General features: G+C 52.4%; 13 protein-coding genes. 9 read left to right on the top strand and 4 right to left on the bottom strand.

Annotated features, from left to right (window positions below; translation table 11 throughout):
• Window positions 1-10: 10 nt before the first annotated feature.
• Window positions 11-1297, bottom strand: a complete 1287-nt coding sequence (locus CSR04_RS00060) for a peptidoglycan DD-metalloendopeptidase family protein (protein ID WP_102794199.1) — start codon at window positions 1295-1297, stop codon at window positions 11-13.
• Window positions 1298-1497: 200 nt separating this feature from the next.
• Here CSR04_RS00060 and tyrS point away from each other — a divergent pair, with 200 nt between their 5' ends.
• The 9 genes from tyrS (at window position 1498) to CSR04_RS00020 (ending at window position 10960) form a co-directional block, all read left to right on the top strand.
• Entirely contained in the window at window positions 1498-2697 is a 1200-nt protein-coding gene (gene tyrS, locus CSR04_RS00055) for a tyrosine--tRNA ligase (protein WP_102794198.1), read from the top strand.
• Between the two features lie 195 nt (window positions 2698-2892).
• Window positions 2893-3420 carry a hypothetical protein gene (locus CSR04_RS00050; protein WP_102794197.1) on the top strand — a complete coding sequence of 176 codons (528 nt, stop codon included), beginning with the start codon at window positions 2893-2895 and terminating at the stop codon, window positions 3418-3420.
• Complete coding sequence (locus CSR04_RS00045) at window positions 3404-4657, top strand: hypothetical protein (protein WP_102794196.1); 1254 nt, start codon at window positions 3404-3406, stop codon at window positions 4655-4657. Before CSR04_RS00050 ends, CSR04_RS00045 begins: the two co-directional genes overlap by 17 nt.
• 3 nt (window positions 4658-4660) lie before the next feature.
• On the top strand, window positions 4661-6070 hold the full coding sequence (locus CSR04_RS00040; protein ID WP_102794195.1) for a hypothetical protein: 1410 nt from the start codon (window positions 4661-4663) through the stop codon (window positions 6068-6070).
• Window positions 6057-8051, top strand: coding sequence for an SUMF1/EgtB/PvdO family nonheme iron enzyme (locus CSR04_RS00035; RefSeq protein WP_102794194.1), 1995 nt, complete (start codon window positions 6057-6059; stop codon window positions 8049-8051). The genes CSR04_RS00040 and CSR04_RS00035 overlap by 14 nt, the downstream gene beginning before the upstream one ends.
• Window positions 8048-8170 (top strand): hypothetical protein, encoded by a 123-nt coding sequence (locus CSR04_RS25325; RefSeq protein WP_281259774.1) that lies wholly within the window; start codon window positions 8048-8050, stop codon window positions 8168-8170. The genes CSR04_RS00035 and CSR04_RS25325 overlap by 4 nt, the downstream gene beginning before the upstream one ends.
• 1 nt (window position 8171) lies before the next feature.
• Entirely contained in the window at window positions 8172-8939 is a 768-nt protein-coding gene (locus CSR04_RS00030; RefSeq protein WP_102794193.1) for a MotA/TolQ/ExbB proton channel family protein, read from the top strand.
• A gap of 9 nt (window positions 8940-8948) precedes the next feature.
• Window positions 8949-10019 carry a VWA domain-containing protein gene (locus CSR04_RS00025; RefSeq protein WP_102794192.1) on the top strand — a complete coding sequence of 357 codons (1071 nt, stop codon included), beginning with the start codon at window positions 8949-8951 and terminating at the stop codon, window positions 10017-10019.
• Window positions 10016-10960, top strand: a complete 945-nt coding sequence (locus CSR04_RS00020) for a hypothetical protein (protein WP_102794191.1) — start codon at window positions 10016-10018, stop codon at window positions 10958-10960. Before CSR04_RS00025 ends, CSR04_RS00020 begins: the two co-directional genes overlap by 4 nt.
• A 69-nt stretch (window positions 10961-11029) precedes the next feature.
• Here CSR04_RS00020 and CSR04_RS00015 read toward each other — a convergent pair whose 3' ends face one another.
• From CSR04_RS00015 to CSR04_RS00005, 3 genes are all read right to left on the bottom strand, one after another.
• The gene (locus tag CSR04_RS00015; protein WP_216362478.1) at window positions 11030-11845 is read right to left on the bottom strand and encodes a CsgG/HfaB family protein; all 816 of its coding nucleotides are present in this window, start codon (window positions 11843-11845) and stop codon (window positions 11030-11032) included.
• Window positions 11846-12111: 266 nt separating this feature from the next.
• Window positions 12112-13422, bottom strand: a complete 1311-nt coding sequence (locus tag CSR04_RS25090) for a CsgG/HfaB family protein (protein WP_216362477.1) — start codon at window positions 13420-13422, stop codon at window positions 12112-12114.
• A 119-nt stretch (window positions 13423-13541) separates the two neighbouring features.
• Window positions 13542-14894 carry an NAD(P)/FAD-dependent oxidoreductase gene (locus CSR04_RS00005; RefSeq protein ID WP_102794190.1) on the bottom strand — a complete coding sequence of 451 codons (1353 nt, stop codon included), beginning with the start codon at window positions 14892-14894 and terminating at the stop codon, window positions 13542-13544.
• Between the last annotated feature and the right edge of the window lie 326 nt (window positions 14895-15220).

Here is a 15220-nt window from a genome sequence, read left to right as displayed (position 1 = left end):
TACTGACCGTTCAGCGCATCGCCAGCATAATGCGGCGGTTGTTATCCAGATGGGTCATATACTGCTCAGCCAGGGCCAGAAATTCTGCCTTGTCTTTGGCCGCTATGGGCTCGGCTTTGGGCAGTGTCACTGTACGGGGGTTACGGTGCACACCGTCAACCAAAAATTCGTAATGTAAGTGTGGCGCTTGTGACATTCCGGTAGAGCCAACATAGCCAATCACTTGGCCTTGCTTAACGTTTTGGCCTTTTTTCACCGCACGCTTGGAAAAGTGCAGGTACTTGGTGACGTACTTTTCACCATGCTGAATAAACACATAGTTGCCGTTATATTTGTTATAGGTGGAAGCAATAACTTTGCCGTCACCGGCAGCGACCACCGGGGTACCGGTGTTGGCGCGATAGTCTATACCGTTATGGGGTTTCACCCGTTTCTGAATAGGGTGGAAGCGTTTAGGGTTAAAATTGGAGCTGATGTACTTAAAGTTTACCGGTGCGCGCAAGAAGCTCTTACGCATGCTGCGGCCTTCAGGGGTGTAATAATTGCCATCGCTATAACGGATAGCCTGATACACATCGCCCTGATTGACGAATTCTGCGGCCAGAATTTTGCCGTGGCCGATAAACTCGCCGTCAATATATTCCTCTTCAAACACCAGGTTGAAGTTGTCGCCTTCACGCAGCTCCAGGGCAAAATCGATGTCCCAGCCAAAAATATTGGCCAGACTCATTATCTGGGCTTCAGACATGCCAGCTGCCATGCCAGCATTCCAGAAACTGGACTTGATAGTACCGCTGGCATAGCCCAGGCGCACATCTACCTGTTTGTTTTCCACGTCGCTTTGTAACTGGCCTTGCTCGTCTTGCTGAATATGCAGGGTTTCAGTGGCAGATATATTGTAGCTAAGGGCCTGAAACTGGCCCTGTTCGTCCATCGCCAGGCGTAACGTATCACCAGGCATCATTTTCAGCAGATGCTTGGCTGGCTCGCCAGCTCGGCTGACCTTGTAAGTATCCTGAGGACTGAGACCGGCGCGGGAAAATATTTTGGCCAGATTGTCGCCACGTTCTACCTGAAACTTGCGCCACTGCAAACCGGGTTCACTGACTTGCGTAATAGTTTGTTCAAGTACATCCAACTGCAGCGGATAACGCTTGCCTAACTCCAGTTCTTCTGTCTGACGTGAGGCCGTGGCCGGTTCGGACGGAAGCAGAAATGCCAGAACGGCCAGCAGGCCTAATCCGGTAATCATCAGCTTATGGGGTTTTGGCAGTTGTTTTATGGTTTGTTTTACCACCTACTACAACCTCTTACTTACTAAAACTTGCTACAACGACATTCAGACCCTAAAGCAGTAAAAGGGTTCCAAACGGCCGACGCTTCAGCGCAGAATATCTGCTTCTGGCGAGAATTTCTACTCCTGTGCCTTTTATTGCTTGGGAGCCGGGGCTAAAATGGCCAGCTATTTTGTGTCCCGGACTGAAGAGAAGCAAGTTAATGACAGATTGGCAAACCGCCTTCGCAGAGATTAAGCGCGGCAGCGAGGAAATCCTGCTGGAAGATGAATTGGTCGAGAAACTCAAGGAAGGCAAATCGCTTAAGATCAAGGCTGGGTTTGATCCAACGGCCCCCGACCTGCACCTGGGCCATACAGTATTAATTAATAAGTTGCGTACCTTGCAGCAGTTGGGCCATGAAATCACCTTTTTGATTGGGGATTTTACCGGCATGATTGGTGACCCCACCGGCAAAAACGTCACGCGTAAGCCCTTGTCCCGCGAAGATGTGCTGGCCAATGCCGAGACCTATAAAGAGCAGGTGTTTAAGATCCTCGATCCGGCCAAAACCAAAATTCGCTTTAATTCCGAGTGGATGAATGAGCTGGGCGCGGCCGGCATGATAAAACTGGCAGCGCGCCAGACCGTGGCACGTATGCTGGAAAGGGACGACTTCAAGAAGCGTTATGCTGGTGGACAACCCATTGCCATCCATGAATTCCTCTACCCTCTTGTACAGGGCTGGGATTCGGTAGCCTTGGAGTCAGATATGGAACTGGGCGGAACCGATCAGCGCTTCAATCTGCTGATGGGCCGTGAGTTACAGAAAGACGAAGGCATGCGTCAGCAAACCGTCTTGATGATGCCATTGCTGGAAGGTCTGGACGGCGTGCAAAAGATGTCCAAATCGCTGGGCAACTACATTGGTATCACCGACAGTCCGACAGAAATGTTTGGCAAGATTATGTCTATTTCTGACGAACTGATGTGGCGCTACTATGACTTGCTTAGTTTCCGCCCCCTGGATGAGATTGCCGGGCTTAAACAGCAAGTAGCCGATGGCGCGAATCCGCGTGATCTGAAGATACTGCTGGCCAAGGAAATTATTGAACGTTTCCATGATCAGGCCGCCGCCGAGGCCGCCCATCAGGATTTTATTCAGCGCTTTTCAAAAAATGCCCTGCCGGATGAGATGCCCGAATTGACAATTAGCCTGCCAACAGAAGGTCTGCCTATTGCTAATTTGCTCAAAGACGCGGAATTGGTGGGGTCTACGTCAGAAGCTCTGCGTATGATCAAACAAGGGGCGGTTAAGCTGGATGGTGAAAAGCTGGAAGACGGCCGATTGGTGCTGAGCGAGCCGGGCACCACCGTATATCAGGTGGGTAAACGAAAGTTCGCCAGGATTACCCTGCAATAACCATCGAAGGCGCCATAGGCGCCTTTTTTGCCTGGTATCGCGGTGTACCCAAAACATACCTGTATTCGCTATCCACCATGTCATATCCGCTAATGGCAAGGATGCAACAGCCTACCTGCCGCTCTGACCTATACTAAATTTTACAAATATCCCCTTGTTTTCAATTCGCAGATATAGCGCAATGGGAAGGTGTAAATGTGGAGTAAAGCCATGGCCAGAGTGCTGATGATCTTGCTGTTACCGGCCATGTTAGCCTGGGCGGCGGATCCACCGCAGGCTGATATTATTTATGATTGTACGCAAACCCGTATTGACGAGGTTGGCGACGCACTGCTGACCAAAGACGAACGACTCAAACAAATGGACCATGCGTTATATGAGTCAATCGACCGCTACGAAAGCTGTATGCGTAAGCAAATGCAGACCCTGGCTGAGGCACAAGGGCAAAGTGGCGGTGGCAATGCAGGGGATACGGTCTCGCAGGGGCAACATAGTAGTGACGGGGCGCAGCAACAAGTACAGCAGGCGCAAACCGAACCTAAGCCGTTGCCTCAGGTCAAACCTGGCAAAAAGCCGGACAAGGCGAAAGAACAGGCCATCGCTCCCAAGGACAATGATTCCATTCTGTGTAAACAGGTTTGGGAGGCTATGAGTCAGGAGCAGGATCAAGAGAAAAAGCAGAAATTGCTGGAGATTTACAAGAATTATGGTTGCGGTAAATAGTAAAAATTACGGCATTACGCCAGGTCGCTGGCTGGGTATGGCCGGGCTGTTTGTTTGCCTGTTGCTGTCAGGGTGCCAGTCTACCGGACGCTCTTCTGTGGCTGTGGGGCCTGGGGTTGGACCACAAGCTAATCAGCCCTTAGGTGATAAGAAGCGTGCCTATCGATATGACTCCAATATCTTCCTTGATGTAGCTGTGCCGGTTTTCGATCCCGGTATCCCCGCAGACGATGCCAAACTTGAGGAAGAGGGGATCTGGCCCCAGTTGCGCCGTTCTGAAGCTAATCGCTTTGCCGTGCAGACCAAACGCGCACTGGAAAATACCGGTGCGTTTGGGGCGGTGACTGTGGTCCCCAATCCACAAATGACAGCCGATCTTTATGTTATAGGGCGAATCCAGGAGTCCAACAGCGAAGATGTGAAAATCAAGATTGAGCTGGTGGATATTTCCGGCCAGAAATGGGACGAGGAAGTATTTAAACACAGAGTAAGTAAAGGTTTTTACCGGGATAAGCTGAATGAAGGCAAAGACTCTTACGAGCCGGTTTTCCGTGAAATAGCCGACTATGTGTACTTACAACTTTTGAAGCGCTCGGAGCAACGCAAACAGGAGTTGAAGAAAATTGCGGCAATCCGTTTTGCGCAAAGTTATGCGCCGGAAGCATTCGCAGGTTACCTGGATACCAACCGGCGTGGTGTAGTGGAGCTGAAACGGCTGCCAGATGAGTCCGACCCTATGCTGGCCAGAATGGCACCGCTGCGGGTTCAGGACCAACTGTTTTTTGACCGCTTGCAAAGTCAGTATGAGGGCTTTAACGCCAAAACCGACGAAAGTTATCACAGCTGGCAAAAAGAAACCTTACCAGAAGTGGCTGCGGCCAGAGAAGCCAGAAACGCTGCCGTGGTGCAGGGGATTCTGGGCGCAGTCCTGGTGGGCGCGGCGATCGCCAATTCCGATGCAGATTCCACTTCGTCACAAATCCTCACCGCCGGGGTGGGTATCGGCGGTGCGCTGCTGATTAAAAACAGTTTGGATAAAAGCGCTGAAGCCAGAGTGCACAAGGCGGCCATTGATGAAATGGGGGCTTCTTTGGATATCGAAATGAGTCCGCAGGTCATCAAGTTAAATGACGAGAATGTTGAGTTACAGGGGACTGCCCAGGAGCAATACCAGCAATGGCAGGCACATCTGCACAAAATTTATCAGATGGAGCAAACCCCTGACCGGCAGCTGTGATTTATGCTAGACGAACAAATTCGGCAAAGCCGACAGGCATCCAGCCTTGGCCGCAAAAAAGCCCTGCTGATAGCCGGATTGATTGTGGTGCTGTTGCTGTTGGCACTGTTTTTAATCCGCGGGCTGCAAAGCCCTCCTGTACCTGAGACCGTTGCGCAACAAAACGTTGATCCACAGGTTCAGGAGCAAGCCCGGCAGGCCTTTAAGCAAGCCTTGCTGGTATTTGAACAGGACATTGACCCTGTGCTGCAGCAGCCGCAGTTGATCAACTGGCAAAAAGCACAAGTGGCATCACTGCAGGCTGACAAACAGCAGGCGCTGGCTGATTTTGCGGCTGGCGACTCGGTGTCTGCGCTGTCGCGTTTGGCTAAGATCAGCGATGCAGCCCTGGCATTACAACAACAATGGCATGCCGCTTATCAACAGAAACTGACAGAAGCGCAGCTAGCCTTTGCTGAGGGCCGTATTCGTCAAAGTCAGTTATTGCTTAATCAGGGCGGACACATACAGTCGCATGGGGCGCAGGCCGAGGCTTTGCAACAACGTTTGGATGTGTTTGCACAGGTGGAACAGTTGCTCAAGGATGCGCAGATAGCCGAGGCAGAAAATGATCTGGGCAAACAGGTTGCTTTGTTGGAACAGGCCAAGTCTTTGGACCCGGCCCGGCATGAACTGGATAAGCTGCTGTCAGATGTAAAAACCAGATGGCGGGATCTGCAGTTTAGCAATCTGATTGAACAGGGCTTTGATTTACTCAGGCAAAATGACCTGCAAGGGGCGACAACCAAGCTGGAGCAAGCACGTAAGCTGGATTCGCAGCGCCCCGAAACCAAGGTGTTGGCCACCCAGATACAGGCAACGTCGCAAAGTCAGGGCTTAACTCAATTGCTTGAGCAAATACAGGCCGCCACAGTGGCGGATAACTGGCAGCAGGTGGCAGTTTTAACCAGCGCAGGGCTTAAGCGTTTTCCCAACCACCAACAGCTTTTGCAAAATCATCAACTGGCCGGGCAGATAAACAAGGCCAGTAGCCGACTCAAGCAATTTATGGCCGACCCGCAACGACTGCAGGACAGCGGCATTGCAGATGCAGCCAGGCAGACGCTTGTGGAATACCAGACACTTGGCCAATACAGCTTCAACCTGACCATGCAGATGCAAAGCCTTGAGCAGGCCTTAACTGATAACAGTCAGGCGGTAAGTCTGAATCTGCAATCCGATGGCAAGACTCAGATTCAGGTGGTCGGCGTGGGCCAAGTCGGCCAAGTTAGCGAACGCACCCTGCAATTACCGCCGGGGGACTATGTGCTACTGGGGAGTCGTGAGGGATATAGAGACAAAAGATTACCGGTGCATTTGCAACCCGGTGGGCAGGCTGTCACCTTGATATTGGTGTGTGATGAACGAATTTGATTTAAAGGTAAAACAACAAAAGCGCAGTTATGCCCTGTGGATGTTGCTAAGTGGCGCGTTGGTTGTCGTGATTATCGGTCTGGTGCTGATATGGTCACTGCTGGTCAGGGGCCATGCTGTGGTGGTGTCACCCGAGCAGGCGCAGGCCAGCCAGCAGTTTGAGGTGCAAAACGGCTGGGGCTTTTTTGTGGCAGACAAACTCTACGTATTATCCACACAGCTGTCTTTTCAGGCTAAAGCCAGGGATTTTGAGCCCAGAATCATTCAAGTGGATACTGCCAGCCCCAAGCTGTTATCTGTGATATTGGAGCCCAGTCCCGGTACCTTAAGTGCAGCGGTCAGTAATGGTGACAGCGAGACAGCCTGGTATCTGGATGAAGAACTGGTGCACCTAGGCCCGGATTGGCAACAGCAGCTTAAGCCAGGGCACTATGCGCTGCGCGTGGATAGCCCTTATCATCAGCCGTTACAGCAGTCCCTTGAGATTGTCAGCAATAAACGCGCTGAACTGAACTGGACCCTCAGCGAAATCAGCGGTGAACTGCTGATCCAATCCGTGCCGGAGCACGCCGGGTTAACCCTGAATGGCGAAGTATTGGGGCCTACTCCACAAACATTGCGCCGCCAGGGAGGCAAGTATCAGGTCAAGCTGACATTGCCAGGTTATCAAAGCCTGGAAGACGAAGTTGCATTGACCAGCGCAAGGCCTAAGGAGGTGCGCAAGTACCTGCTAAAACCGCTGCAAGCCACGCTTAATTTGAATCTGCAGCCAGAAGGAGGGCAACTTCTGATTGGTGGTAAGCAGGTGGCTACCCAGGGCCCGCTGTCTTTAGCCGCTAACCAATCGCACCAGCTGCTGTACCAAAAACCGGGGTATTTTAGTCATAGCCAACAAATCCGCCTTAAACCTGGTGAACAGCAGGATCTTGCCATTCAACTGAAGCCCGAAAAAGGTAAGGTCGTGGTGAAGGCCAGCCCCGAGGCCAGGGTGTATCTGGATGGCAAAGACATGGGGTTGACGCCCTGGCAGCAGCAATTACCTGCCCTAAGTTATCAGCTCGAGCTGACCCGGCCCGGATACCGCACCCAGCGCCACAGTATTAAGCCCTCCAGTCAGTCGGTGACCCAGGTGGATGTGCAGATGCTCACCGAGTACCAGGCCAGGCGCAAGGAGGGCAAACCTACAGTGGCCAGCCAACTTGGCATAGAGCTGGCGTTGATGCAACCTGGCCAGGTATTGATGGGCTCAGCGGATAATGAAAAAGGACGGCGTCGCAATGAATTTCAGCGTCAGGTTAGTTTAAGTAAAGCCTTTTATGTCAGCCGCCATGAAATCACCGAAGCGCAGTTTGCCGCTGCCACGGGTAAATCCCTGCAAAGCAACTTACCGGTGTCCGATGTCAGTTGGTTAGAAGCTGCGGCGTTCTGCAATTGGCTGAGTGAGCAGGAAGGCCTGCTGCCCTTCTATCAATTGGACAGAGGGCGTTATCTGGGGTTTGACCCAACAAGCCATGGTTACCGGCTGCCTACTGAAGCGGAATGGGAATGGCTGGCGAAAAAAGCGCAGCGCGCTACCGAAACCCAGTTTGTGTGGGGGGATAATGAGCGGATTCCCAAGGACGCTGGCAATTTTGCTGATGAGAGCCTTAAAGGCAGCCAGACCTTCTATCTGAAGGACTACCAGGACAAGATGGCGGGCAAGGCCCCGGTCGGCCAATATGCCAGAGACAGAGCGGGGTTATTCGACCTGGCGGGCAACGTCAGCGAATGGGTGCATGACTGGTATAGCAATCAACCACCAGATGGAACATTGCAAGTGGACCCTTTTGGTGCATCAAGCGGTTCAGCCCATGTTTATAAGGGGGCGAACTACCAAAGCGGCCGGTTAACCGAACTGCGTAGCGCCTGGCGTGAGCCGTTAAATAGCAGCGCCCCTTTTGTCGGCTTTCGGATTGTGCGCTATGTGGGGAATGAACCATGAAACGAATAAAGCAACTACTGATATTGGTTACCGCCCTGCTCAGTCTGGGCGTTACCCTGTATGCTGCAGGTCAGGCCATTGGTCTGGATTCTCCCACCACTTTTCCGGTAGATATCTGATATGCAATCCACTACTAAATTGCTGAGTCGTCCTTTTCTTTGGTCTTTGTTGGTATTAGCCCTGAGCATTATTGTGGTGCAGATGTTCTATGCCACTGTCGTGTCCCCTATTGCCGAGAATGCCCTGACAGCAGGGGGGGCGGCAGCCTCGCGCGGCTTTTTTGTGATTATCAAAGATGCCGAACAGCAGGTTTGTATCATTGCCATGCTGTGGTGCAGTTACCTGATTCTGGCTAAGGCCTGGGCACTGACTCAGGCCCAGCCGCTGTTCCGCCTGGACTTTCTTGCCGGTCAGGCAGAACAGGGGGAACTTGACCTGCCCAAAGCCTTGAATGAGTTGGAGCAGAGTCAATACAGTGAGCAGCCCCTGTTGCAAACCTGGATCATCTGTATCCGTCGTTATTTGCATACCCAGGATGTACAGAATGCCTCTGATGCTATTCAGGCCAGTGTTGAATCACTGGCGGTCAGGCTGGAGTCGGGTAATTCCATGATTCGTTACCTGATATGGGCCATTCCCTCCATCGGCTTTATTGGCACGGTGCGCGGCATTGGTCAGGCACTGGCGCAGGCCGATGAAGCATTGGCCGGTAACATTGCCGGCATGGTGGATAGCCTTGGGGTGGCTTTCAACTCCACTCTGGTGGCGCTGTTTATCAGTATTTTCTTAATGTTGCTGCTGCATTGGCTGCAGCATCTGCAGGATGCCATGGTGGTGGAAACCCAGGCGCACTGTGAAAAATATCTGCTTAAACACTTGCATGCCTGAGGCTAAGCCGTGCTGAAACGCCGAGACGCAGCAGGTTTTAACCTGGCTTTTTTGGATGTGATGGCCTGTGGACTGGGAGCGGTGATCCTGATTTTTATGTTGGTTAAATTCAATGCCACCACCTCCACACCCAGTGACGAAGAAACGCGTTTACAGACGGAGATTGCCCAGCAGCAGGCCCTGGCTGAGCAACTGACCAGATTGTTGGACAATAACAATCAGCAATTAACTGACACACAGCGTGCAGCCGATAGCGCGCAGATGCAGATAGATGCGCTGAGTGAGCAGGCTCGTCAAACTCAGCAGGCCGCCGCAGATAAAAGCGCCGTGCTGGCCAATCTGGAAAAGGCCGTGGCAGCGGCAGCGCCTAAACAGGCTGATGATCCGCTAGCTCTCAAGGGTAAAGGTGAAGAACGCTACCTGCTTGGCCTTAAAGTAGAAGGGCGACAGATTGGTATTTTGCTGGATAACAGTGCCTCCATGGCCGATGAGAAGCTGATCGATATTCTACGTTACAAAGTGAGCAGCAACGCCGAGCGGCAAACTGCGCCAAAATGGCAACGCAGCAAGCGCGCCGCCAAGTGGTTGCTGGCCCGGCTACCAGCCGAAGCCAAGGTGACCCTGTTTGCTTTTAATCAGCAGCCAAACCAACTTGGACCCAGTGCGCAGTTGGCGGCAAACGACGCTAAGGCGCTGGGACAACTGGCTCAGCAAATCGATCAATTGGTGCCAGAGCAGGGCACTAACCTGCAGGCGGCGCTCATGGCCATCAAGCAGGCGAATCCGGCCATGGACCACTTGTATATTATTACCGATGGCTTACCCACCCTGGGAGTGCAGGACGCGCAGCTTAAAAAACTCCGTCAATGCCCCTCGCTGTATAGTGGTGGCAGCACCATAGACGGTAATTGCCGGTTAATTCTGTTCGGCCACTCAGTGCGCCAGGCGGCCTTTCAGAATGTCAGTGTGAATGTGGTGCTGATGCCGCTGGAAGGCGACCCTGATGCCGCCCAGGCCTACTGGAACTGGACATCCAACAACGGCGGTATGCTGTTAAGTCCGGCGGAGGGCTGGCCATGAGACCGAGACGGCCATTACTGGAAATCTTTACCCTGTCTTTTCTGGACATTATTTCCTGCGCGTTTGGCGCCATTATCATGTTGGTATTGCTGGCAAAAAATGGTCAGGAAGGGGAGTATTTTGATCTGTCGGTGCTCAGCCAACTGGTCAGTCAGTTAGGTCAGGCTGAGGGCGCCGTTAGCCGCTTAAACCAGCAGGTAAGTGAGTCCCAGGCCGCCCTGCAACAAGCCCGTCAACAGCAAGCGAGCCTTGAAGAGCGCCGCAAGCAACTGGAAGCCGAACTCAGTGCCGCCAAGGACAAGGTGCAGCAACTGGCCTCTACCGCACAGGGGCTGCAATCGGTGCTTGAGTCCAGGCAACGGGCGGCAACAAGCAGTGGTGACGCCAAAGAGCGTGATGAAGAGGTGGGGGGAATCCCGGTAGACAGTGAGTATGTGATTTTTATTGTCGACACCTCTGGCAGTATGAAGTCCATCTGGGGGCGGGTGATGCAGGAAATGGATAATATTCTCAGCAGCCACCCTAAGGTCAGAGGCTTTCAGATTATGAATGATATGGGTGATTATCTGCTTAGCGCCAGTGCTGGTGGCTGGCGTCCTGATACCCCATCCAGCCGCAAAGCTATGCTCTCAGCAATGTCTGGCTGGAACAGCAATTCCAACAGCAGCCCGGTGGAAGGCCTGGAAGTGGCCCTCAGTACTTATGCCAGGAAAACCGACAAACTGGCCATTTATATTTTTGGTGACGATTATACCGGCGGCTCTTATGACGCCGTGATAGAAACCCTGAACCGCTTAAATACCGACAAGAATAGTGGTAAACGTCTGGCCCGTGTGCATGCAGTAGGCTTTCTGACCAACAGCCGCAACGCTAAATTCAGCACTCTGATGCGCGCCGTAACCCGCCAGAATCGCGGTAGTTTTCTGGCTATGCCTCTGTAACTGCACTGGGACAGCTACAGGTATAAAAAAGGCCCTGAATCAGGGCCTTAAAATCAGATAGATGGAACGTCAGTTAACGGTCAGTTTACCGCCTTTGCCCAAGCCGCCTTCCACATTCTGCGCTTTATAATTACGCAACGATTTAACCATATGGTTATACGAATCGGCGAATGCTGCGGTGATGACCTTGCCTTCCGGGGTGTCTGAGAAGCCACCTGCACCGGCGAACATACCAAACCAGGCACCGCCAAACAGGCTAAAGTCCCAATTTTTGGCGTTGCCCACGGAAGAGGATACCTGTACCCCCGAGCGATTATCGATTAATAACAGGGTAGTGGCGGCCTCGTTACTTCTGGCACCACCGGCAACCGCACCTACCCATCCGCCGATGAGGCCACCCATACCACCGGTTTTTTCCGAAAACTGGATTGAGGGTTGCATAGTGTAGTCGGCTGCCACTAACTGACCTTTGCCAAAATTGCTGCCGTCGCGTAATTCGCCCGAGTTCATCAGTTCGCGCTCTGCCGTCATGGCTGACATGGTTCTGCCGCGTTCTACAATCACAAAGCAGTTGGATTGTTGAATCATAGTGCGCAATACCGGCAAGGTACTGCCCAGGTTAGGGTAATGATTACGATAGGTGTACCACCAGGCTTCGTTCTGGTCTTCGAAGACTGACATAGTGCCCAGAGGGGCATCACATCTCTCCAATGCGTTGTTATTGCCTTCGGCATTGGCACCACCGGCGCCACCAGTGACCGTGTTACCACTGGAACCGCCCAGGGTGGGATTGGTACTCATACAGCCGCCAAGCAGACCGGCCAGAACCAGCGCCAGGCTGGCGTTTATCAGTTTCCTGCCACCAATTAATTTAATGGACATCATTCTATCTCCTTGAAACCATGCGAAAATTTCGGTCAGCATCATAGACCGGTGGTGTTTGTTTGTCCATCTTGGCTGGGGCCGGGCCGTGGAAAAGCATGGAAAAGCATCACCAGGCCCGAAGTTGAGCCTGATGATTTTGCTGGTGAGTAAGGCGTTTAATCTGCTTTTTACGCCGCATTGCGCGACGGCCAGTCAGGGTCTCAGTCGATAATGACTAGTTTGGGCAATGCTGCAACGGCGCAGCATTGCATTTTGGGTATAACGACTTAAATGCCCAGTAGCGATTCTTTGGTAATTAACTGGATTGAACCCAGCATGGATCTGACCGCATCACCCAATGCATCATTTTTCAACGCCAGATCCCGGTGTTGTTCAAATAGCTTGTTGTATTGCTCTATCTTACTGCCCAATGAGTTCCAGGCTTGCTGCTTGGCGGAGGCGGGCCAGGATTCCAGTTCAATTTTGCTCGACTGCAACTGACTGGAGAAAATGTTCATGGCGGCTACCACGCTGTTGCGGGTCTGATCGTTAATATTGGCTGTGGTGTAGGCCGATAATCCAGACGCCCAGGTGGCGGCATTTTTCAGATGACGGTAGTAATCTTTCAATGCATCTTCATCAAACTCATCCACATCGAATTCGTAGTTGCGGTCTTTACGCACTGTGGTCACAGAGCGGCTTTCCACATACACAGCCGGCGTCACCTGAGTTTTGGATGGCAGGCTGGCACTGTTGGTGGCTTGTGGCGTGGCATCATCGTCACCCCCAACCTGCAGGCGCCCACCTTTACCCAGGCCGCCTTTGACTTGCTGGGCACGGTAGTTACGCAGGGATTTGACCATTTGGTTATAAGAATCTGCAAAGGCTGCGGTGATAATTTTACCTTCCGGGGTATTGGTAAAGCCGGATGCGCCACCGCCCAGGCCGCCGCCAATAAAGCCGCCCAGCAGATTAAAATCGTAATTCCCGGCATTGCCTATGGAGGCAGAGACCTGCACACCGGAGCGGTTGTCAATCATCAGCAGGGTGGTGGATGCTTCATTTTTACTTAAGCCACCGCCCAGAATGGCGCCAAATGAGCCGAGCAAGGCCCCGCCAATGGCTTTCATTCCTTCGGTGCCCTGGGCAGAAAAGTGGATTTCCGGGCTCAGGGTATAATCGGCGGCTACCATTTGTCCGCCGCCGATATTGCTGGCGCCGCGCAACTGACCGGCCTGCATCAGTTCCCGCTCACGGGTCATGGCGTCCATGGCGCGACCACGTTCCACTATCACAAAGCAGTTGGACTGCTGGATCATCAGGCGAATCACCGGAATGGTACTGCCCAAATCAGGATAACGACGGCGGTAATCCTGCCACCAGGTCAGGTTTGTGTCTTCAAAAACCGATAAGGTACCCAGCGTTTCGTCACAGCTTTCCAGTTGACTGTTGTTACCTGCGGCATTGGCACCACCGGCAGCCCCGGTGACCGTATTGCCGCTGGAGCCGCCCATGGTCGGGTTGGTGCTCATACAGGCGCTAAGCAGTGTACCGGCAGCCAGCGCCATCAGTGTCCTACTACTAAGTTTAAATTGCATGTCTCTTTTTCCTTAAAACCGAAGGTGAACGAAAAAGAGTCTAGGGGGTGAAAAAAACCGCTGTCTACGCCCTGCACAGGCAACTGATGCAAAGGGCGGCTTAACTGAAGCTAAGTTGGCTAAATGGAATCCCGCAGGCGACCCAGATGGTAAAAGGCCCATAATCCCAGCCGTCGGCAGGCGGCTAATGGAAAATGCGGCAGTGGTGATTGCATAAAGGGTAAGTCTGGCAAGCTTGTGTCGCCTGCCACCCGCTGGGCCAAACGCTTACCAGCCTGACTGGCAAAAGACAGCCCGGAGCCGCAATAACCCATAGCATAAAATACCTGCCCCTGATCATCGGCCTGACAAATACGCGGATAATCATCCAGCGATACACTGACCCAGCCACTCCAGAAATACGCCACTTTGATGCCACTTAGTGCAGGTAGGGTGTCGGTGAGTGCGTTTAGCAATCGAGCCTGGTACACCGGGTGATTGGCATGCTTGCCCTGAATCGCGCCCCGCCCGCCAAACAATATGCGGTTATCCGGCAGCAAACGATAGTAGTATTTCAGAGTGCGGGTATCCATGGCCATCAGGCCGCTTTTCAGGCCACTGGCAGCCAACTGTGCATCACTCAGTGGTTCGGTCACGATGATACTGGACAATACCGGAAAATGTCGCCCATCAACGGCTGTAAAGAAGCGGTTTGCGGTATACCCATTGGTGGCAATCACCAGTTTATTGGCGCGTAATGTGCCATTGGGGGTAGTCAGCAACAGTTTACCGTTGTCCCGTGCAATCCCCTGCACTGGTGACCCCGTTAATACCTGCGCACCGGCTTGCTCAGCAAGCCTGGCATAACCCAGCGCCAGCTTCAGTGGTTGCACGGCAAAGCTATAAGGAAAGTGCAACGCGCCATGGGCCTGTGGGCTGTGTAAAAATTCCGCCTGTAATTGCTGGGCCGGAATAAAGCGCACCGGGTCCTGATACCTGGCGGACAATAATTCCGCCTGCTGTTGCAACTGCTCTACGGCATGGGCTTTATGGGCAATTTTCAGGTAACCGCCATGACTCTGATCACAGGCAATGTTGCCTTGTTCAATCAGACTCTGAACGGTATCGATACCCTGGCGGTACTCGGCATAAATGGCTTTCGCTGTGCGTTCGCCCCACTTTTGTTCCATCTGGCTGAACGACAGCCTGCCCGTGCCATTGAGCACAAAGCCACCATTACGACCGCTGCAGCCCCAGCCAATCTGATTGGCATCCAATACGGTGGCTTTTATGTCATGCTGTTTGGCCAGATGCCAGGCGCAGGAAAGCCCGGTATATCCGGCGCCGATAATTGCCACATCTGTATTCTGATCGCCTCCCTGGGGATGCAAAGGAACAGGCTCAACCTGACTGGCCCAGTAGGAATTTGGGTAAGCTTGGCCCTGACCGGGGTCTTTATCCCGCAATGGATCGTAGAAGTGTTGTGTGTGCATAAATCAGGAGTTACCCAGGCTAATTAAACTCAATTCTGTTAGAAAAAACAGCAATGAATGGGCTGTTATTATGTAATGGGTGGCAGTTATCGCGCTGGCGTTTGTCAGGACTAAAGTCCGACCCACTGTGGGTTGGGCTTCAGCCCAACAATGCTGAAGTGTGACGGAACCTTTTATTATCAAAAAATAAAAAAAATATTGATATATCAAAGCACTAGGTCAACACTTTGCCTCACGCCTCACGCCTCACGCCCAACTGTCATTTTTTTTTACACTGATTGTATCTTTGCTTATCTTTTATCATCAACAAAAATCATAACCAATTG

Source organism: Bowmanella denitrificans (genome assembly GCF_002887595.1).
In the GTDB taxonomy this organism is placed as follows: Bacteria; Pseudomonadota; Gammaproteobacteria; order Enterobacterales; family Alteromonadaceae; genus Bowmanella; species Bowmanella denitrificans.
The sequence above is the reverse complement of the archived record's forward strand: the minus strand, read 5'-3'. Positions and strand labels throughout refer to the sequence as shown.

Bases quoted from the DNA above. Each gene is read 5' to 3' on its own strand.
- tyrS (WP_102794198.1), top strand. From the start codon at position 1,498: ATGACAGATTGGCAAACCGCCTTCGCAGAGATTAAGCGCGGCAGCGAG.
- CSR04_RS00050 (WP_102794197.1), top strand. From the start codon at position 2,893: ATGTGGAGTAAAGCCATGGCCAGAGTGCTGATGATCTTGCTGTTACCG.
- CSR04_RS00045 (WP_102794196.1), top strand. From the start codon at position 3,404: ATGGTTGCGGTAAATAGTAAAAATTACGGCATTACGCCAGGTCGCTGG.
- CSR04_RS00040 (WP_102794195.1), top strand. From the start codon at position 4,661: ATGCTAGACGAACAAATTCGGCAAAGCCGACAGGCATCCAGCCTTGGC.
- CSR04_RS00035 (WP_102794194.1), top strand. From the start codon at position 6,057: ATGAACGAATTTGATTTAAAGGTAAAACAACAAAAGCGCAGTTATGCC.
- CSR04_RS25325 (WP_281259774.1), top strand. From the start codon at position 8,048: ATGAAACGAATAAAGCAACTACTGATATTGGTTACCGCCCTGCTCAGT.
- CSR04_RS00030 (WP_102794193.1), top strand. From the start codon at position 8,172: ATGCAATCCACTACTAAATTGCTGAGTCGTCCTTTTCTTTGGTCTTTG.
- CSR04_RS00020 (WP_102794191.1), top strand. From the start codon at position 10,016: ATGAGACCGAGACGGCCATTACTGGAAATCTTTACCCTGTCTTTTCTG.
- CSR04_RS00015 (WP_216362478.1), bottom strand. From the start codon at position 11,845: ATGATGTCCATTAAATTAATTGGTGGCAGGAAACTGATAAACGCCAGC.
- CSR04_RS25090 (WP_216362477.1), bottom strand. From the start codon at position 13,422: ATGCAATTTAAACTTAGTAGTAGGACACTGATGGCGCTGGCTGCCGGT.
- CSR04_RS00005 (WP_102794190.1), bottom strand. From the start codon at position 14,894: ATGCACACACAACACTTCTACGATCCATTGCGGGATAAAGACCCCGGT.